The organism is Cellvibrio sp. ARAG 10.3, from assembly GCF_051846955.1.
Taxonomy (GTDB): Bacteria; Pseudomonadota; Gammaproteobacteria; order Pseudomonadales; family Cellvibrionaceae; genus Cellvibrio.
In genome coordinates this window covers 25,162-46,543 of record NZ_JBPYCU010000006.1, presented here as the reverse complement: position 1 = coordinate 46,543, position 21,382 = coordinate 25,162, and the positions used below count along the sequence as shown (strand labels likewise).

14 protein-coding genes are annotated in these 21,382 nt (G+C 50.0%); 2 read left to right on the top strand and 12 right to left on the bottom strand.

The window, feature by feature from the left end; genetic code table 11:
* Window positions 1-66: 66 nt before the first annotated feature.
* The gene (locus tag ACSV5M_RS09560; RefSeq protein ID WP_439175811.1) at window positions 67-1,041 is read right to left on the bottom strand and encodes an alpha/beta hydrolase; all 975 of its coding nucleotides are present in this window, start codon (window positions 1,039-1,041) and stop codon (window positions 67-69) included.
* A 318-nt stretch (window positions 1,042-1,359) separates the two neighbouring features.
* On the opposite strand from ACSV5M_RS09560, the gene ACSV5M_RS09555 reads away from it, so the two are divergent.
* Together ACSV5M_RS09555 and ACSV5M_RS09550 are read left to right on the top strand one after the other, a co-directional pair.
* Complete coding sequence (locus ACSV5M_RS09555; RefSeq protein WP_439175809.1) at window positions 1,360-2,523, top strand: helix-turn-helix domain-containing protein; 1,164 nt, start codon at window positions 1,360-1,362, stop codon at window positions 2,521-2,523.
* A 74-nt stretch (window positions 2,524-2,597) separates the two neighbouring features.
* Window positions 2,598-3,182 (top strand): GNAT family N-acetyltransferase, encoded by a 585-nt coding sequence (locus tag ACSV5M_RS09550; RefSeq protein WP_439175808.1) that lies wholly within the window; start codon window positions 2,598-2,600, stop codon window positions 3,180-3,182.
* A gap of 156 nt (window positions 3,183-3,338) precedes the next feature.
* Here the strand turns inward: ACSV5M_RS09550 and ACSV5M_RS09545 are convergent, their stop codons facing one another.
* From ACSV5M_RS09545 to ACSV5M_RS09495, 11 genes are all read right to left on the bottom strand, one after another.
* A complete protein-coding gene (locus ACSV5M_RS09545) occupies window positions 3,339-6,104 on the bottom strand; it encodes a putative glycoside hydrolase (RefSeq protein WP_439175807.1) in 2,766 nt (921 codons plus the stop codon).
* A gap of 88 nt (window positions 6,105-6,192) precedes the next feature.
* Entirely contained in the window at window positions 6,193-8,724 is a 2,532-nt protein-coding gene (locus tag ACSV5M_RS09540; RefSeq protein ID WP_439175805.1) for a glycoside hydrolase family 3 protein, read from the bottom strand.
* Window positions 8,725-9,491: 767 nt separating this feature from the next.
* Window positions 9,492-10,277: a cupin-like domain-containing protein gene (locus ACSV5M_RS09535; RefSeq protein ID WP_439175804.1), complete on the bottom strand. Its 786-nt coding sequence runs from the start codon at window positions 10,275-10,277 to the stop codon at window positions 9,492-9,494.
* A gap of 6 nt (window positions 10,278-10,283) precedes the next feature.
* A complete protein-coding gene (locus ACSV5M_RS09530) occupies window positions 10,284-10,988 on the bottom strand; it encodes a SapC family protein (RefSeq protein ID WP_439175802.1) in 705 nt (234 codons plus the stop codon).
* Window positions 10,989-11,029: 41 nt separating this feature from the next.
* On the bottom strand, window positions 11,030-11,755 hold the full coding sequence (locus tag ACSV5M_RS09525; protein WP_439175800.1) for a DUF6445 family protein: 726 nt from the start codon (window positions 11,753-11,755) through the stop codon (window positions 11,030-11,032).
* The gene (locus tag ACSV5M_RS09520; protein WP_439175799.1) at window positions 11,755-13,248 is read right to left on the bottom strand and encodes a tryptophan halogenase family protein; all 1,494 of its coding nucleotides are present in this window, start codon (window positions 13,246-13,248) and stop codon (window positions 11,755-11,757) included. The genes ACSV5M_RS09525 and ACSV5M_RS09520 overlap by 1 nt, the downstream gene beginning before the upstream one ends.
* A 43-nt stretch (window positions 13,249-13,291) precedes the next feature.
* Window positions 13,292-14,305 (bottom strand): cupin-like domain-containing protein, encoded by a 1,014-nt coding sequence (locus ACSV5M_RS09515; RefSeq protein WP_439175797.1) that lies wholly within the window; start codon window positions 14,303-14,305, stop codon window positions 13,292-13,294.
* A gap of 5 nt (window positions 14,306-14,310) precedes the next feature.
* Entirely contained in the window at window positions 14,311-15,039 is a 729-nt protein-coding gene (locus ACSV5M_RS09510; protein ID WP_439175795.1) for a SapC family protein, read from the bottom strand.
* Between the two features lie 11 nt (window positions 15,040-15,050).
* Window positions 15,051-16,628: a tryptophan halogenase family protein gene (locus ACSV5M_RS09505; RefSeq protein ID WP_439175793.1), complete on the bottom strand. Its 1,578-nt coding sequence runs from the start codon at window positions 16,626-16,628 to the stop codon at window positions 15,051-15,053.
* 168 nt (window positions 16,629-16,796) lie between these two features.
* A complete protein-coding gene (locus tag ACSV5M_RS09500; protein WP_439175792.1) occupies window positions 16,797-19,856 on the bottom strand; it encodes a TonB-dependent receptor in 3,060 nt (1,019 codons plus the stop codon).
* Between the two features lie 618 nt (window positions 19,857-20,474).
* Entirely contained in the window at window positions 20,475-21,365 is an 891-nt protein-coding gene (locus tag ACSV5M_RS09495; protein ID WP_439175791.1) for a hypothetical protein, read from the bottom strand.
* Window positions 21,366-21,382 lie beyond the last annotated feature (17 nt).

The window sequence follows — 21,382 nt, the reverse complement described above, 5'->3', positions numbered from 1 at the left end:
CACGTCAGTGAATTCAAGCGGCAGATGCCCCCGCTGGACTCGCAGAGTCAAGGCATTCTACCGGTTTCACTCGTTGAAGAAATAGCTTTGGAGATAGGTGAAGAGCTGCGCGCGATATTCTGTGCTCTCGTTAACTAAATGGTGCCCCGCATCGGCGATCAATTTGATCTCGGCGTTGGGTAATTTTTCACGTAATTGTTCCAGGTTGTAGCGCCATTCCACAGTTCGATCACCGGTTCCCTGTACAATCAGCATCGCTTTATCCAGCGGTTCGAAATGGCGGAAACCTTCGGCCCAGGCTTTCATCGCAGTAATCCAGACCACCGACAGGTATTGAGACTGCAGTGGGTCGCGGCGCGCGATGAAGTCGGCAAATTCCGGGTCGTGGGAGCTGGGGGTAAAGCGGCGCGGCACATGGCTGACGAAGCCTTTGAGCAGCCGATAGAGCATACGGCCGGAGCGCCAGCCACGCGGTAAAATCAGCGGCGCACAGAGCGCGAATTTGGCGAAATCATCCGGTGAGTAGCGCCAGCAATAGTTGAGTAATACCGCACCGCCCATGCTCTGCCCCAGAGCAAAACGGTGTTGCGGTAAAAGATCCCGGGTGCGCTTTAACAGATCGGCCAATACATCGGCGTAGTGGTCAAAGGAATCAATCGACGCGATCATGCCGCTGCTAAGCCCGTGGCCGGGTAAATCAAAGGCCAGTACGGCATAACCTTGCTGCAGGGCCAGTTGGATGGGGTGGTGATACACACCGACGTGGTCGTAATAACCGTGGACAATGACGACGGTGCCTTTGGGATTTGCCGGTAACCAGTAGTGAGTAGCCACCCGGAAGCCACCGCTATCGACCCGACCGAAGCCGTGGATCACCTCGGGAAATTCCCTGGCAAAGTTGATGCGATAGTAGTTGAGGTAGGTTTGTGGGTCAGCCTCCAGCGGCCACCGACTATCCTGCTCGGCCACGAACTGAAGTGGCGGTAACTCCTCTGCCAAACGAAACAGCAGTTCTTTATCGAGTATCATGGAATCGGACACTCAGGCCTCTCTGGGTAAAGTAGTGTTAAACAAAATCACAGGCCCGGGCTTCCGCGTAAGACTTGATCCTTTGGATGCAATTCTGTGGAGGCAAAGGGCTTTGGCAAAAATTCCCCCGTGTCGGGGATAACAATGATTACCTGACTATGCCCCGCGATAATGCAGCGCATACTGTAACCGGTTCATAAACATAACGCGACCTGAGCAGTCAGCTTGTGTCGCTTCGGTACCGTGATGACACTGACGACAGTCAAACGCGCTTGATCTATAATTCGCGGAGTATAACTATAACGATCACTGACAAGCTGTGGGACTCTCATGAAAGCGCAAATTTTTAATATCCACGACGTCGTCTTGTTGATGACTGTGGCAGAGTGTTTCTTGTTGGCAATCTTCCAGGCAGTACTACCGGTAACCAATCGACTCGCCAGTATTCTCCTCAGTTGCTTTCTGCTCTGCGTCGCCGTCGGCTCAGCGTGCGTCCTGATATTGTGGAACGGTGATGTACATATCCACCCGGTCTTTGATCGTCATTTCCTGCCCTACTTTCTGGTCACAGCACTGATTCTTAAAGGACCGGCGCTGTACCTTTATGTCGCATCGCTAACGCGCGAGTCGTTTCACCTGCAGCCGCGCCACCTGTGGCATTTAACCCCGGTGGTCGGCGCAATGTTGTGGCTGGCAATATTCCGCATCGACAGCCTTGACTTGAGTTTCCGCTCCATTGACTCCACCGAACTCTCACGCAGCCTGGTGGATTGCGTATGGCACGTGGTAAAAGCCCTGCCGTTTATCTACGGCATTGCGGCAGTATTACTCACCAAAAAATATCAATCGCAACTGAAAGATCAATATTCTGATTTTTCCACCACCGAACCCGGCTGGCTAAAGGTATTAACTATCGGCTTTCTGGTGAGCTGGAGTCTGAGCGGCATCGCACACATTATCGCGCAAACCGCTTCACCGGATGTCTCCGACAGCTTCGGTATTGCCGACAATTACGTGACGTTTATTTTAATCAATGCATTGTTCACCTACAGCCTGGTGTACGCCCATAAATTGCTGACCACCAAGCACGAACCCATCAAAGATAAACACGACGAAAAGCTGACCGACAGCGCGATTGAAAAAGTGCAACAAGGCATGGAAATTCAAAAGCTTTACCTCAAGCACAACCTGAATATTGAAGAATTTTCCAAACGTATTGATTTACCGGTGAAGGAAGTGTCTGCGGTCATCAATAAACACTACGGTACCAACTTCTTCGAATTTATGAACACTTATCGGGTAGAAGAAGCCAAGCGATTGTTAAGTGATGAGAAGCATGCGGATATGACGGTACTGGATGTGTTATTGCAATCCGGTTTTAACAGTAAGTCTGCATTTCATCGGTTTTTTAATCGCTTAGTGGGTGTATCGCCGACCGAGTTTCGCAAGAACGGAGCGCCGGATGCGACGTTGAAGAAGGCGGCGAATGAGTAATTCTTCGCCATAATGATTTGTCGGATTACGCCTTTGGCTAATCCGACCTACGGTGGATATAGGGACTTGTGAAGATGGGATTTGACAGGATTGTTTTGGACGGGGAATTTGTTCGGCTTGAACCGCTTACTCGGGAGCATCTTTCTGGATTATGTGATGCCATCAGGGACGGTGCCTTATGGAACCTCAATTTAACCCTGGTCCCCCATCCCAACAATATCGCGCAATTTTTTGATTTTGCTGAAACCTCTTTTTGCCACGGCGATGGTATCGCTTACGCCATCATTGACAAGCAAACCGATAAGATCGCCGGCTCAACACGATTTATGAAGGCCAACCTTGCCTACAAACGTGTGGAGATTGGTTATACCTTTCTCGGCCAATCCTGGCAGCGTACACGTACCAATACCGAAGCAAAATTTTTAATGCTGAGTCATGCATTTGAGCAAATGCGCATGAACCGCGTGGAGCTATTGACTGATTATTTAAACAATACATCACGCCAGGCTATCTTGCGTTTGGGTGCAAAAGAAGAAGGGATTTTACGCAGCCATATGGTAATGCCAGACGGGCGTGTGCGGGATTCGGTGATCTACAGCATTATTCAACATGAGTGGCCGGGAATAAAACAGCACCTGGCGTTTTTACTTAATCGATAACTTGTCGGATTACGCCTTCGGCTAATTCGACCTACGGGGATGCCGCTTTTGTAGGTCGGATTAGCGCAAGCGTAATCCGACAAAGCAATTCAGCACTCAGCATATCCTCAAAAAAAATGCCGGGAAAACCCGGCATTTTTGTCTATTTCACTGATGTTATTCAACTACAAATCGAATATTGTCAAAAGACACGTCCATTGGGCCAGACGGTTCTATAACAAAAATATTAACAATCGATGAGATGTTCGCCATGCCCGGACAACAGGGAACAGAGTTGCCATTGTCAATCAAGTCTGCAATGCCTATACGAAACTCACTCCATACACCTTCAACATCAACGGGAACAGGAGCATCGCTAACATTCGGCCACTCACTATCCATTTTAATCAACAGTGTACTGCCGGCATCTTTGCTGCTGACTTTGTAGTCAAAAACAATCTCACCTTCTGCAGACCAGGCACTAAGATCTACCGGACCTGCTGGCACATTGAAGTAGGCATTACCACTTGCGGCAGTTTTGACAACGTTGAACACATTACCACGATCTACCTCAGCAATTGCTGACGTGGTGATATTGGCACCATCAAAAACACCAACCTGAACACCTGCGACCACAGCATCCTCGAAGATGTTGAACAATGGCAACGGAGCAAATTCATCACCGCCGCCAGCATCACCGATTTCCAAACGGATGTTATCAAACAATACGTCCATCGGACCTGTTGGTTCTATAACAAACATGTTGGTGATAGCGCTCAGGTTAGCGATGCCCGCCTCCAAAGAGTTTCCGCTAGCTATCAGTGCGGCGACACTAATACGAACTTCTGACCATTCACCGATTTCACCGAGGGTGGCTGTTACATCACTGGTTTGAGGCCAGCCGCTATCCATCTTCACTAGCAGATTAGCAGCAGCATCTTTGCTATTTACTTTCACATCAAAAACTAACTCTCCGCCTGCTGCCCAAGCACTTAAATCGGTAGCACCGTTAACTATATTGAATGATATGTTCCCTGCACCAGCGCCTTTAACCACACTAAACACGTCGCCTCGACCCGCTTCAGCAAGTTCTGATGATGTGATTGCGCCCGCTGGATTGTAACTTTGGATCTGAAGTCCCTCGGCAACAGAATCATCAAAGAGAGTGAAGAGTGGTGGTGCGGCAAATTCGCCTTCGTTCTCCGTACCTTCAATACGAATATTGTCAAAAGATACATCCATGGCACCGGAGGAATCGATAACAAATATATTGGTAATATTGGCGAGGCTTGCCTTACCACCAGCCTGCAAAGAGTTACCGTTGTCTATCAGATCAGCCAGGGTGATTTCAAACGATTGCCATGAACCAACTGTGGCAGTGGGCAAGCCGACATCGCTCACGCTTGGCCAACCACTGTCCAGCTTAACAAGCAAGGTGCTGTCATCAGCAATGCTGTTGATCTTGTAATCAAACATTAATTTGCTGTCTGGTGACCAGTTGCGCAAATCCGCCGGATCACCATCTACATTGATGTAGGCATTACCAGTGTTGCCGGTTTTAACCACGTTGATCACATCACCACGACCGTCTTCTTCAATTTCCGCGTAAGTCACAATACCTTGCGGGTCGTAACTGCGCAATTTCAAACCTTCGAACAGGTCATCCCCAAAAATGGTAAGCAACGGTGGGCCGTCCAAGTTAACCGGGCCAATGCCAGGGCGTTCGTTACCGGCAATCAATTCTGCTCCTTCGTCAATCGTGGCACAGCCTGTACCGGTTGACGGGGACGAGCCGCTGCACTCATAAACGCGCACGTAATCCACTTGCATGGTTTGCGGGAAGGCTGTCGCATCAACGCCACCTTCATTGGTGTTGGCAGCCCAGGAGCCGCCTACAGCCAGATTGAGCAACAAATGGAATTCCGAATGCTCATCAAAGGGCGCGCCGATAGGAGCATCGGTCAACACGCCGTCAACCATGTATTGGGAATACCAGCCGTCCTGACGATGGGTGGCGTAGTGAACACCGTCTACATACCAGCGAATTTCGCCCGCTTCCCATTCCAATGCGTATTCATGGAAATCGTCGGCCGGATTCAGCCCATCCGGTAATTTATAGGAAGCACCGGAATTCACGTTACCTGGCCATGCGCGGCCGTAATGCAAGGTGCCATGTACGCGAGCTTCGGGTGTTCCTTCGGGAACGCCAGCTTCATCTGAATCGGCTTTCAGGTTGACCGCTTCCATGATGTCGATCTCGCCACCACCGGCCCAACCGCCGTAGGGTGAGTTTGTGGGCAACATCCAGATGGCTGGCCAGGTGCCTTGACCCGCAGGTAATTTCGCGCGGATTTCAAAACGACCGAAAGTCCACTCTGCCAAGTTTTTGGTACGCAAGCGTGCGGAGGTGTAAGGTAAGGTGGCCGTTCCGGCGCCTGCACCCTCAGGATCATTCGGACCGGTAAAGTCTTCACGTTGTGCAACGATTGTTAACACGCCGTCTTCAACATAAGAGTTAACCGGACGATCGGTATAGCATTGCTGCTCGTTGTTACCGCCACCCCAACAATTGACTTCGTGATCCCATTTGCCTGGATCAATCGTGTCACCGTCGAAGTTGTCTTCCCATATCAATGCCCAACCAACTGAACTACTGGAGCTGGACTCACTCGATGATTCAGAACTGGAAGACTCAGAACTGGAAGACTCAGAGCTCGCGACCTCAGAACTTGAAGCCTCACTGGATGCTTCAGAACTAACGGCAATACTCGATTCTGAAGAGCTGCTGGACGCAGGCTCACTTGACGCAACAACACTGGAGCTGCTTGAGCTGCTCGGTGTGGAGGAACTGGAGCGATTGTTATTGGAATCGCTGCCGCCACAACCGGCCAGCGTCAGACAAAGCACGCTAAAGCAGGTGACTAAAGGAAATGTTATTTTCATGATTACCTCGTTATATAGTTATCGGTAATAGCCCGTCGACACCGAATCGACGGGCCGGGTCACTCTGTGGATACAGATTTAGCTCCGATTACTCGCAGCTAATCGCCGCATCCACGTTTTTCTCGATACGCAAGTTGTAGAGTGATAAATCCAACTTGCCTTCTGTCACCAGGTAGAACGGTGACAAAATCATGTCCATTTTTGCGCGATCTGTTGCAAGGCAATTCAATGCAACCGATAGCGTGGTCCATTCTTTTTGCGGCAGGGCTTGCAGGTTTTCTGTGATGGATTTTTCGGCCATACAATCCTGGCCGCAGAAAATACCGAGGCGCACCTCTGCGGTGGGTTTTTCATCCACTTTTACATCAAACACCAGCGCGGCATTGGCTTCGACGTAAGAAGAAAGATCGGTGCGCGACTGCGCAAAGAAACCGGCGCTACCGCGGCCTGTACCGTTCCACTGCATACGACGGGAATCTTCCTGCACATTGCGATCCACAGCGCGCAAGGTAATGGTGTCGAGGCTTGCGGTACTGCCAGTGACATTCATCTGATTGTTGCGGCCATCAGCAATCACCAATTGCCAGGGCTCCAACGGACGGTTGTCAAAAATTTTCAGCACCGCATCGGTTTGCATACTGAGGTTGGCTTCTTCAGACAAATCATCACCCAGATCGTCTTTATCTTTGTAGGTCAGGCCATAGCCATACGCGAAGAGCGGTGCGTAATTTTTCTCACCCACGTTTAAAGGTGACTGCGCCGGTGTTGCCGGCCAGGAGAAAGAGAGTTTGCCTTTGAAGTCGTGCTGAACTTTTCCGGCTTTATCGGTAAAGAGCACATCGGCAACACCCGCACCTTCAGAGCCGGGATGCCAGATGGCGACGAAAGCATCGGATGCATTTAATTCACGATTGACCCACAAGGGACGACCGGTAATAAACAGGGACACCACGGGAATGCCATCTGCTTTCAGTTTTTTAAGTAACGTCAGATCGTCGGTATTGTTGTAGGCGAGATTTTTTACATCGCCTTGCATCTCGGCGTAAGGATCTTCACCAAAGACCACAATCGCCACATCGGGCTTGCGGGTGTAGTCACCGTTTTCGCTGAGTGTCGCTGTGCCGCCCGCGGCTTCAACAGATTGAGCAATGCCCTGATATACCGAACTGCCACCGGGGAAATCCGCGTTGGTGTTACCGGTACCTTGCCAGGAAATTGTCCAGCCGCCGGATTGTTTGCCGATGTTGTCGGCACCATCACCTGCTACCAGTACATTGATGCCCGGATTTAACGGCAGAAGTTGATTGTTATTTTTCAACAGCACGAGGGATTCACGCACAGCCTGACGGGCAACCGCGCGATGCGCGGGTGCGCCAATCAGCTCTTGCCTGGCCGCAAAGGCGCGCGTAGACGGCGCACCTTTTTCAAATAAGCCAGCACGGATTTTTACCCGCAGGATGCGACGCACAGCATCGTTTAAACGCGCTTCGCTGATCTCGCCGCTTTTCACTTGCTCAAGGGTATTGGCATAGAGCACTTTCCAATCCGCATCGGGCGCCATAAAGATATCGAGGCCCGCGTTGATGGCTTGCGGGCAGCTGACTTTGGTACAACCGGGCACAAACTCATGACCGTTCCAGTCGCCGACCACCAGACCGTCAAAACCCATGCGGTTTTTCAGGATATCGGTCAACAGGTATTCATGGCCGTGCATTTTTTTGCCTTGCCAACTGTTGAACGATGCCATTACCGTTTGTGTGCCGGCTTCTATCGCTGTGACATAACCTTGTGCATGCACCGCGATGAGTTCCGCCTCGCTGATGTCCGCATCGCCGCGATCTACACCGGCCAAGGTGCCGCCATCAGCGATAAAATGTTTGGCGGTAGCAATCACGCGATCTTCCGCCATGAATTCACCGGTATTAGCGCGGCCCTGCAGCCCCTCTACCATCTTGCCGCCGTAGGATTTCACAATCGCAGGATCTTCCGAGTAGGACTCGTAAGCACGTCCCCAGCGGTCATCACGTGCCACAGCTACGGTAGGCGCGAAGTTCCAATCGATACCGGTAGCGGAAATTTCCCGTGCCGTGACTTCACCGATTTGACGAATCAACTCCGGATTGCGCATTGCGCCCAGTCCAATGTTGTGCGGGAAGATGGTTGCACCGATCACGTTGTTATGACCGTGCACCGCGTCTGTACCCCACATGATGGGGATAGCAATACCACCATTGCTGTCGTCCATGGAGGCGTTGTAATAGGTATCCGCCAACGCAACCCAGTCTTTCACGGTTGCGTATTTGTTGTCCCCGGGGAAAGCGCCACCACCATTGAGCACGGCGCCGACGTGGTACTTCTTGATATCTTCCGGCGTGATCTGACGCAGCTCCGGCTGCATCAATTGACCGACCTTATGCTCTAGCGTCATCTTCGCAAGCAATGCGTCAATTCTGGCTTCAACCGCCGGATCTTTAGCAACAGCACTGGTTACTACCGGCCACTGTGCGGCTGCTTTTTGCGCTGCGGCGGGCTTATCGACCGACTCTGTCTTGGTACACCCCATCAGCGCGGTTAGAACAATCACACTGCCACTGACCATGACCTTTAACTGCTGCTTCATAAGCTTCTCTCTTTTCTGAATCATCTTGATAACGATAACGGCGCGCACCTGACAAAAATTGCCCCCGGGGCAGTTCCCCGGGGGCCAAGCAAGGAGAGCTAACAAGATCGCATGGGGTTGGCATAATCCCAGCCTCACCTGTTAACACCCGAAGGTGACCTGACATCACCTCAAGGTTTGGGTACAGCTCCGCCCGGATAAAAGCGGTAGCTGGAGATTCTCATTACTGATTCGCCATGGATTGCTTAAAAAGTGATATGTCGGTTCCGATTACACGCGTTATGTTTTTTATGTGTCACATTGATGGAGACTTGATAGGGAGATGATTGCAGCGGCACTCTTGAGTGTCGTCCCACTTTGTGAAAGCCCATCAACATGGGCGCTTCACTTTTCCCGGATAAAAATGGGAACCGGATCAAGCTGGGGACAGGTCTGCGTTCGACGTAAATCAGTACGCGGATGAATAAAAGCCAACCAACCCTACCACTGGCTTTTAAACAACCTGTGCAACGGTTGCGTGCTTGTTGACTGGAACAGTCAAACCAATGGATATAAGCAAGATGAGCGAATAGAGGCAGAGTTGGGCAGTTACGTCGCGCGCTTGCGTAGTGAGGCAGCAAATTTTTATCACGTGCCAGCCATTTTCATCAAAGTGGGAAACGCTGGATATCAATACTTACCACCTTGATCGCACAATGGGAATGGTGAACAGTTATAAGAGGTAAAGTATTCGGGTCCGTATTTTTCGTTTCGTTATAACGAGGTTATTAATTAGACAGTTCAGGCGGATCGCCTTTCCACCAGAAATTTACCAGCACGTTGATTGGCTCCAGCGCTTCAACGTGATGCCACCAATGGGTGGGTATATACAGCGCGTCGCCTGGCCCCAATTCCGCTACTTGCACCTGCTCAAGGGCGTGGTGAAACAAAGGAAACTTCTCAAAATCCGGCGAATGCAAATCCACCAGACTGATGGGCCGGCCAGCGGGTGTCATATCCGCCGGCCCCATGTACAGGTTGGCTTCCTGATCGGGTGGAAACAATGTGAATCGGCGACGCCCGGCTGCCACGCATGCAATATTTTCTGAATCATCGTTGTGGGTTGCCACCGTGACGGCATTGCCGATCCAGATTGTTGGCTCAATGGTACCATCCAGAAAATCCATGCGCGTTTCAGCTTCCAATCCCGGCAGATATTCCGGCACGACTTTGGAGCCAATGTAAAAACCGGGACACGGGGCCCTGGTCGACAACGCCGCTAAAATATTCAAGGCTTCGCGAAGTTCGCCGTTCATGCGATCAAAGTTAAAGCCGCTCATATCTGCCTTGTAAAATAATCGGCCTTTTGCGGACACGGGCGCGATCATCGCCTGAAAGGCTTTTCCCTGGTCGAATTGCAGCAGGTATTCGGACAACGCCGCCATTCCCTGCAAACCGGCTTGCACCAGAGGCCAGTTTCCTACCAGGTTACGCAATATAACAGGCTGTTGCCCCGCCCGTATTTTCTCGCGAAGCGCTTCATCGGCGATCTCGTTCCACACTGGCACCAGCATAGCGGGTTATCTCATTGCCTTGGCCATGCGTTTTAAGATTTCATTCACCGAACCGATAGAATGAATATGGGCATAAGTCCATGCCGTCCAGCCTTTATAAAACCAGTCGACGATTTCCTCTTCTGTCAGCGCCTCGTGAAATTCCTTTTCGTTCACAACAAAAAAGCTGTCGAGCTTGACTTCTTTATCTGCCAGCTGCACAACGGCTTGCGAGCGGCTTAATAAACCTTTTACCTTTAATGCGCGGGTATAATCCAGTGTCATCCGGTGGGCTTGATCCAGGGTATCAAGATACTTCAGGGTATCCAGCAGTAAGGGCGTAGGCTCACCGGCATCGTCAAATAAATGCTCACCGCCAGCCGCATTAAAATGCGGTGCGGTTTCATCAATCATCACCACGCCTTTGTTTTCCGCCAACGCAAAGGGATAGCGTTTAACAAAAGAAGGAATATAAGCTCCCTCCCAATGATCACCCAATTGATGGCTTTGGGTTGTCAGCGACAACAGCGCAACGGGTAAAAAGCCACCGTTACCCGTTTCTGCGAACATCACCGGGTGACTGCGACTGCAAGGAAAAAATTCCGGACCAGACACGGGTACCGTGTTGACTTTGGACGCAAAGGGATAACTGTCTGATTTTTTATAGGTCAACCCACGGTGTTTTTCTTTATCAAGCGGAACGGGTTTTTCGTAGAATAATAATTCGGCCATAATTGGTGCCCTGGTTGAGTATTGAAAATCTTCTGCCGTAATCAGTGAAAATCGATAAAGATATTCGCCGTTAATCGGCCATGTTCCGGGTCGCTGCAAACGTCCACCGCTTCAGTCACCAATCCGCTGTGAAGCAAATTACCGGGATAAATCACCAGCCGGTTGGCTTTATAAGCTACACCGGTAATCAGCTCGTAATGGTTTGTACTGCCATTGATATATTTTTCTTCCGGCAAACCTCTGACTGCCATAAAGGCAGAGGCGGACTGTTTATAAATGTCGATACGATCATTGGTAATACGTTCAAATCCGGTCGGACGATGGCGAAAAAAACCTGTGCCGCCGAAGTCGCCCTCATTAAGGTAGTGCAGTACGGCATAGTAATGTGGATTGTGCGTGTCAAAGTGAGGTAATCGCTGCAACGGGTTTAGCTCTCGCGCCGGTGTAGTCAACAACGAATAATAAGCGAGCTCCACATGAGGATTCAGCGCTTCGGGAATGACATAGTGTTTATAAAGCAACGGCGTGACCGCAGCCATCACCGCATCAACATATGCTACTGGCAATGCTGTGCGAATACCGGGATACCCGGTTTTGCCGTCCTCGGCGTAATTCGTAACATCGCAAGCTGCACGTTTAATTGATGCAACATCACCTGCGAAGTTATCAATAACAAGCACGCGTGTCTGCTCGTGACCCACGACAAACGCGTCTTGGGTTTCCACGCTGAACGCAGCGTATTGCACATCAGGAACCAGAGGTTGCATTACATCACTTTTGATTTGCAATAATAATCAATAAATTCATGGTGCGCAGGCAGCCGCTCCACCTTTTGCTCGGTAGACTGCTTCAACTCCATCAGGAAATCGCGCAGGGCATCATCCGTCATGGAATCAACAACCGGGTGATAGGTTTCCGGTGTGACGCCCTGGCCCAGCATGACCTGGACCCAGGATTCCTCGGCGAACAGATCCATTTCTTTTTTGAACACTTTGCCGGTTTCACGGAAAAGCCGAATGCGATGAGTCAGTGACTCGGGTACATCCATATACTTGCAATAGCGCCAGAAAGGCGTGTCTTCACGGTCGGTGACATGATAGTGGAGAATAATGAAATCGCGGATATTCTGGACTTCTTCGCGCGTCTGGCGATTGAACTCGTCGACTTCTGATTGTTTGATACCGTCGTAAGGAAACAATTGAATAAACCGGGTGATGCTTTTTTGAATCAGATGAATACTGGTAGATTCAAGGGGTTCAAGGAATCCGCTCGACAAACCGACCGCCACACAGTTTTTTGTCCAATGCTGCTTGCGCGTTCCGGTGGTAAATTTAATGACGCGCGGGTCGTTCAACAGTTTTCCTTCCAGATTCTTTACCAATAATTGCTTTGCGTCCTCGTCGGAGCCATAGTCACTGGAAAATACCAGACCATTACCCACACGGCTTTGCAAAGGAATTCGCCACTGCCAGCCAAACTCGCGCGCAATAGAGCGCGTGTAGGGCAAGGGTGGACGTACGGTTTCAGTCTGGACAGCAATAGCACTGTTGCACGGCAACCAATGGGACCAATCTTCGTATTCGGTTTTTAGTGCATCGCCGATTAACAAGCCACGAAAACCACTGCAATCAATAAAGATATCGCCTTCTACCGTCTCTCCGGATTCCAGCGATAGTGATTCTATATAGCCGGTATCGGGATGAAGATTAACGCCGGTTATCTTGCCTTCCTTGCGCGTCGCACCGAATTTTTCGCTCACCTCGCGCAGGAATTTCGCATATAAACCAGCATCAAGATGGTAAGCGTAGTTGACGCCATTCTTGGGCATGACAGCGAATTTTTCTTTGCGGCACGCCAGATGTTCAGCACAATAGTTGCCGTATTCCGTCGCATCTATGCCGCGCTTTTGTCCCGCCAGCCAAAAGTGCTGGAAGCCTGCTGCCCAATTGCTTTTGCCGGCAAAACCAAACGAGTGCACATAGTTTTTGCCCACATCGCGCCAGTTTTCAAATGAAATACCCAGCTTGAAGGTGCCATTTACGCGCGCCATAAATTCTTTTTCGCTCAACTCCAACACCTTGTGGAGATTGATGATGGGCGGAATAGTGGCTTCACCCACGCCCACAGTAGGGATTGCATCGGATTCAATCAGCGTTAAATCAATGCTTTTGCCAAAGGATTTTGCCAGTAAGGCAGCAGAGATCCATCCGGCAGTACCACCACCGGCTATTACCACTTTTTTCAAGGCTAATTCTTTCAAGGCTACACCTGTCGTCGTTACATTATTTATTGGGCAGATGGCACTATCGCTTCAAAAGCGCCGCCAGATGGGATCTTATTTTGCGAGCGACCAGCTCATCTGTGGGTGCCAGAATCCCCTTGATTTGCGGGGGTAAATGTTGACTGACCGTTTCTGGTTCATCAAACACGTAGTAATCAAACATTTTTTTCCAGATATCCCGTTGTTCTTTGGGTAAACCGCGCAACCCGAGCAATGCGTGATGCAACACATTTTCGGGATTGCCCATGTAATCCGGCACATTACGCCACCAGTAATTAACCAACACATTCAAACTGGTGTGCGCTTGCACGTGATGCCACCACATACTCGGGATGTAAACCGCATCCCCGGCATCAAGTTCTGCCACCACACTGGCGGCCAACGCCTGTTTAAAACGCGGGTATTTTTCGAAGTCCGGTTGCAACAGATCAACCATGCTGATAGCTCGCCCTGATGGCGTAATGTCCAGCGGCCCCACGTACAGGTTTTCCAGTTGTTCGGGTGGAAATAACGTGAAGGTCCGTTTACCCACCACATTACACGCAATGTTATCGGGGCAATCATAATGCGCCGCGATAACGCTTCGATTGCCCAACCAGATACTGACCAGTGGATCAATATGATTTAACCCGAGGTCATTTTCCGCGCGAAAGCCCGGCAGCCATTCATCGACACGGGTAGAACCAATATAAAACATCGGCGCATCAGGTTGATCATGGTGCTGCTCAAGCAACGCCAGGACATTGTTCAGGTTGGCTTCAGAGCGCTGGAAATTAAATCCGCTATAGTCTTTATTAAAGAATATTTTTCCTTGTATCTCCGGCTCGCCATAGTAATAAGTGACCGGCCTGCCGCTGTAGAAACCACGCAAATATTCACTGACCTGGCGATCCGATTGCTGCGCTTTTTTGACTATAGGCCAATCAGCTACAATGCCTTTTAACAGCAGCGGTTCCCGGGATTGAAAAATCCAATCCGGAATCTGTTGAGGACTGCAACCCTCAATGGCTTTTACTGTGTTTGAACCATCAGTCATAGGTTCTATTCAGCTTCCCGTTGGCTTTTCAATTTAATCAGTTTATTCATGTTGGCAATCGAGGCAACAGCCATATAAATAGGCAAGAGATAACCCTGCTCATTTAACTTGCCCAGCACGTCGCCACTCAATTTATTCAGCACATCTTGATTGATGGTATAAAAACCCAAAAGCTGTGCCTGCCGGCCCGTGGTCAGAGTAATATCAAACGTAACCGGCTCCAGCAGGTTGTGCTCAAGCAACACCTTATCAAACCCTTTACCCTGTTCATTCCAGACATGGATAGTCTCCAATAAGGACGCCATGTACTCCAGGTACTCGCTGTTGCCGCCTTGCTCAAGGAACAGTCGCTCGCCTTCAATCTCGCTGACTCGCGGACTGTCCATGTTGATATGCATAACACGGTTTTTCTCGGCTTCGCTACCGGCAGGATTGCGCTGAAAACCGATAAGGAAAGGATGTCGCTGCATCATCAAGGGAATATAGCTTGCATCCCAGCCCCGCTCACTCAGAAAGAGATTTTCCCCTTCTTCAAACCCAAATAACGCCACGGCGTTATAGCCATCGTTTTCTTTACTTTTTTGAAACAGGATCGGGTAGTGCGCCTGAATAAAATGAAATTCCATGGGGAAGGTGTTCGTCAGCATAACGCCATCGCCCAAGGCTTCATCTTTGCGGGTAATAACACGGGTGTTCTTATGTTTGACGCTATTAACCAGTTCAATATTCTTCATAGGAGATCATCTTAATTTATGTGTTGTTTAATCGAATCAACCGGCTGGTTCATCTTCGAGAGATGCATCAACAGCTCGCGATGCCCTGGCAACCGGCCAAGCAAGCGACGCGTTTGCCGGGCATTTTTCTCAAAGTATTGCTGTGCCAGATGCAGTTCTTTCTGGCCAGGTTTTTGGTACCCGGCGACAAGGTCCTGCGAGAAGTCCATACCATACAGCACATACTGAAAACTTGCCGAGGAAAACAATTCTTCACGCTGCGGGCAATCGTATGCCCAAGGCGGCTGATAACGCCATAGACACAATAAGTCTTGCAGGCTGTCCGGTATGCTCGCCGGATTTTTATTTTCCTGCCAGTAAGCGGAGTCCGTTCTTGATGATAGTACATAGTGGAGTTTCAGAAACTCAATTACACGCTGCCAATGGTAGCTGAATTTATCGTTATAGCGCTTCGCCAAGGGTAACATCATCTCGAGAGTTGCCGGCATTTGTTCCGCCAGCATTTTAGCCGCCAGCTCGATCATCACCAGCGCAGAGGCTTCCAAAGGTTCGATGAAACCCGCTGATACGCCAACGGCAACACAATTTTTTACCCAAAACTTTTCCCGATGACCCGGTGCGAAAGAGATCTTGCGAATATCGGTTTGCGCTGCCGGACTATCGGTGGCTTGCAGGTAGGCCATCAGCTCTCGTTCGGCATCGGCGTCGCTGGTAAAACGTGAGGAATAAACGTGACCTATTCCGCGACGGCTCTGCAAACCGATATCCCATATCCAGCCAGAGGACTGCGCCGTCGACTGCGTGTAACTTTTTATCGGGCTTGCATTATCTTTATACGGAACCTGAACGGCGAGCGCCGTATTGTTAAACAGGATGTCACGTTTATTTACAAAGGGAACACCATAATGCTGCCCCAGCAACAAGGCCGCGAAGCCGGAACAATCGACAAATAAATCGCCACTGATATCACCGGCTTCCCGGGTTTTCAATGCGGTAATAAACCCTTCGCTATCCGACTCCACGGCGGCTACATCCGCTGAAATATAGCGCACACCCAAGACATCACAGCAGTGCTGCTTAAGAAAAGCAGCAAACTTTCCCGCGTCCAGGTGATACCCATAATTCAGCAGATAATCGTATTCCGGCGTGCTCGCTTCTTTGGGCGCCAGTTGGCTGTCACATACCAGGCTCTGCGGACACACGGCTTCTGCAAAAGCGACCTGATCACGGAATGCGGGCCAGATTCGCGCCAGGTTCATTTCACCCCAGGCTTCCGGCAAGGTAAAGGGATGGTAGTAGGATTCCCGCTTGCCCGACTGCCATCCGACAAAGCGGGAACCCTGTTTAAAACTTGCATCACAGCAGCGAATAAAACCTGCCTCTGCAATGCCCATGGTTTTTAAGGTATCGCGCATTGAAGGCCAGGTACCTTCACCGACCCCGAGAATATTTACGGTGGGCGACTCAACCAGCGTAATCGATACATTCCGCCCACGCCCCTGGGCATGCGCAGCTGCCAGAGTACCCGCCGTCAGCCAACCGGCGGTGCCGCCTCCGACAATGACAATCGATGTTACTGGCTTACCCATACAACTCTTCCTGCCTGCGAATCGCTTTTTACTAAGGATAGGCGCTTATTTACGCAAGCGTTTGAATTTATTCTGATTAAAGTTATGCCTTGGCACGGTAAAAAAAAGCCGCTGAATATTCAGCGGCTTTTTCGAGCCTGAAAGGCATCCCTGTACATCAACTACACGTTAGAAGGTATAACGCGCACCGATGTTGTAGCGTGGACCGCTGGTGTAAACACCGGTGGTGTACAGGTCATGACGACCGTAGGTACGACGATATTCATCCGTAATGTTGATACCCTCAAAGAATATCGTGAAGTTATCATTGATGTCGTAGCTGGCATTGAGGTCGATTTGTTGATAATTCTCAACATAAGTCGGGTTAGCACCTGTGCCATCAGCGGTTCCATTCAGGTAGTCATCACGCCAGTTGTAGCTCAAGCGCACTTGTATACCATTCTTTTCATAGAAGGCGATAAAGTTGGCGCTGTCGCTCAAACCGGTCAATGCAAATTGCGGATCGACGATATTGCCGTCGTCATATTCGGTATCGGAATCAGTGATGGTGTAATTAGCAACAACACCAAAACCGGTATCCCAGAAGTTATGCTGAACAGCAAATTCCCAACCATCAAAGGTCGCTTCCTGCTCATTCAGGAACTCTGTGATGTTGAAGATCACATCTGGATCACCTTCCACACCATATACCCACGCCGGGTTTTTGGTCAGGTCTACACTAGGGTCGCCATCAGGTGTGTTGGCAACGATGTAGTCCTTAACGGCAGCAGTACTCCACTGATTGTTAGGATCAGCAGCAACAGCTGCGTCACGACGGCTACCTTGCGATGGGTCCGGCGCATTAAAGATCACTTCCGGCGATACAGTTGTACCGATAAAATTCTTAACATCTTTTCTGTAGTAACCGACCGACACATAGCTAGCTTCGTCGTAGTACCACTCCACAGACAAGTCGAAGTTATCGGAGATAATCGGCTTCAGATTCACATCGCCACGTGTACCACTACCACCTGCACTACCGGGGAACATGGATTGAGGTGCAACACCACGACCAATAGACAGGGCGCTCATCTGATTCCACAGCGGACGACCAAGGCTGCGACCATAAGATGTGCGAACCACCACGTCATCGGTCACGTCGAATGCCAGGTCAATACTTGGCAGGAAGTAGTCGTAGCCACCCTCACCTTGCTTGACCGGCGTAACTTCGTAATCGTCAGCAGCGAGCAGATACATCTCGTTACCGCCAATCCACACAACTTCACCGGTATATTGCAACTCAATGGGTGTTGCGAAAGAACGAGTTTCTGTGTCTTCCCAACGAATGCCCAATGCACCACGTACCGGGATACCGATATCGTATTCTGCATTCAATTGAACCCAGGCACTGGTGGAGTCTTCTTCAATTAAACGAACATCATCAGGCGTGGGGTTCATACAGTAGTAAGTGCTACCGTTGGAGCAGTTAGCAAAACCACCGCCATCATCCAGGTTAGCTGCAGCATATTCGACCACTTTATTGAAATCAGCGACGAAACGCTGACCCAGCAATTGATCATGGCCATTACCACTGACATTGTCGAAGTAGCTGGCAATGTCTGAAACTTTGTAGCCATCGAGCGGTACGTCACCTTCATCACCCAGCCCACCCCAAGTATCACGCTGGTTGTTTGCAAAGGTGGAGCGGTTGGTTTGCTCGATCCGAGACACGCCGAAATCAAGGCTCAGGCTGTCAACGAATTCAAAGTTACCTTTGAACTGGAATTGATCGATTTCGTGCAGCATGCGTGCGTTGCGGAAAGAACTACCGGTAATCTGGAGGTCTTCGAGACGCGCGGTATTACCACCATCACTATTCAAAATACCAACATTCAGCACCGGCAGATCTGAACCAAGATAAACAGCAGAGCTATCGCGAACAAACGCAGACGTGGTGATTACGTTGCTGTTACCGTATTCGCTGTCTGGTTTGGATTCAGCATCTGAGCTGTGAATATCAAATTCAAGCGTTAAACGATCTGTTACTGACCACTCAACATTCAAACCGATAGACTCATTCTCATTAACGCTGGAGTTAAAGCCGGCACCGAAGGTTAAGTCAGCGCCTCTGTCCCCAGTCAAACCAAACTCTTCGTACATCAACGGTACTTCGACTACGCCATCACCGTTATCGGTCCAGGAGGTCCGACGGTTTCCACCGAAGTTAAACCAGGCGCCTACATCAGAGAATTTAGAAGACTCTTCTTTCTTGGAATAGGTGTAATCCAGAGTAGAAGTAATATTTTCGGTTGGTGCAAACTGCAGTACCAACTGTCCGTTCAGACGCTTGCGCTCGTATTCGTTGAAGTTGTAACCCGCTTGTTGCGGCACACCGTAAACATCAGCAGGAACAACAACTTCCTCACCATCCATAACCGCTGGGCTTGGGGGATTGGTATGGAAGTTAGTGTCTTGCAGGTTGGTGATTGCACCCCAGCCATCAGAGCCAGCCGGGAAATAACGCCAACCGGTACCGATTTGTGCATTGGCGTTACCACCTTCACGCTCCTGGTAGCTCATGGACAAGCCAACACCGAAGGTGTCATCGGCAAAGGTGTTGCTATAGATACCGGAAATTTCCGGCGTCAATGACGGATCTTCTGCTGAATCGTCGTAAACACCTTTGACGCCCGCAGAGAACTGCTGGCCAGGATTATCCAATGGGCGCGCAGTCTTGATGTTAATGGTCGCACCCACACCACCGGCCGGATTTTCGGCGCGAACCGTTTTAAACACTTCAACGCCGCTGATGCCTTCAGACGCCAGGTTAGAGAAGTCAAAGGAGCGCGAACCCGATACGCTGGTTGCTTCGATAGTGGTACCGGGCATCTGGCGACCGTTCAAAGTCACCAGGTTATAGTCGGGGCCGAAACCACGCACGGTGACTTTGGAGCCTTCACCATTGCTACGGTCAATCGACACACCGGTAATACGTTGGAGGGATTCTGCCAGGTTGGTATCAGGGAATTTACCGATATCTTCAGCGGAGATCGCATCTACCACACCTTGCGATCCGCGTTTGATATCCATAGAACGCTGCAAACTACCCCGAATACCGGTAACGACGATTTCTTCAACCATCTCGCCGCTTTCTTGCGCGATAGTGGTACCACTTAGCCCCACAAGGGCATAAGAAGCCACTGCCGTCGCAATAAGTTTCTTCTTGAAGCCTACTGTTTTTTTGTTCATGAAATTCTCCGGTTTCTTATTCGTCTGGAATTATTTACCCGGTACTGCCGCACACCCCTACGAGAAGGGAACCTTGGTTGCAGAGGTATGGACGCCTTTGGGAATAGAGGCGATTTTTTTATTTAACAATCCATAACAACCGAGTTACTACTGAGTAAAGTTATTGCGTGTTGGTTGTTTATTAGACGTTAACTAAACCAACCCCACTCTAACGCTAGGCGATGTTTCCACTCCCTGCCAGCAGCGTCGTCCCACTTTGGCGGCTAATACCAACATGAACTATCTCACTTTTACTTTTTTAAAGTGGGAAAACAGATTTTTTCTTAATAATCAATAACTTAAAATAGTCACAAACCTGCGCCAAAATAAAAGTGGGAAGTGTAAAGATAAATTTTTTTCGCCTTTTTCAGCATTAATTCCCGTTATTTTCTTTTTCAGGGACAGCACTATCAGCGCGTTACAGGTGTGAAATTTCTCTGCGCAATGACGAGGCAAAAGCAAAACGTTTTTTAACATCGCGCACCAATTGTTTTCATTTGCACTGTACAGAAATCGTGCACCACGCCGTGGCATGCAACCTGATAATGCAGGCGGCCCTTACTGTCACGAAGACAAAAACTAATCGCTCAACAGATCGGATTCGTAGTCAGCCAGTGCGTCCGGCAACAGCGGATTTTCCAAGGTAATGAGTTGGCGATTTTTTAACTGTAAACGCTCCGCCAGATTGCCGTAGTGACGCTGAAAAATTTTATCCAGCTCGCCATTTTTAATAATGATTTGCATTCCCTGATCAATGCGCCGCGCCAGCTCTTTGTTTTCCGGGTTGACGTAAAACACCAGCGGGAAAGGGTAGTAGAGCAAAAGTTGTTCATCGGTTTGCAAACCCTCGGGAATGGCGGCCCGCTCCTGATAAACACCCTCTACTTCGTTTGCACCGAACGAAACATAATCAAATTGCTTGTCGCGCAGGCGAGTGAACAGATCATCAAAGGTGCCTTCCTCTACCACGGGATATTTGTTATGGCGGAACAGCGCCGCATCGGCCCAGCCGAAGGGAATACCCAAGCGCTGCTGTTGCAATTGTTCGGCGGTGCGGATGCCGGCAAAGGTATCGCGATCAGCGGTGCGGATGATCAACAGGCGATAACCCAGCAAGCCTTTCATCATGGGATGGGGAATCAGGATCTTGTCCTCCTTGGCCAGCTTGGGATTGCCCGCCACCGTACCGAAGACATCGAAACCCTTGGTGCGAAATATCGCTGCTTCATCCGCCGGGTCGGGATAATCGGTCACATCCTCCACCACCGGGATTTCGCCGTAGCCCTTGCGGGTAACCTCCAGCGCCGCGTGCAATACATCGCGCTCGTAGGCCTGGCGGGAGCTGGTTTTATTGCCATTCCAGAATTTAATGACAGTGCCCTGGGAATTTGAGCTGGTGTAATGCCATAAAAACAGCAGCGGCGAACAAATCAGCAAGACAGAGACGATATAAAGGGGACGAATGCTCATGGTTTTCCTCTCACCAA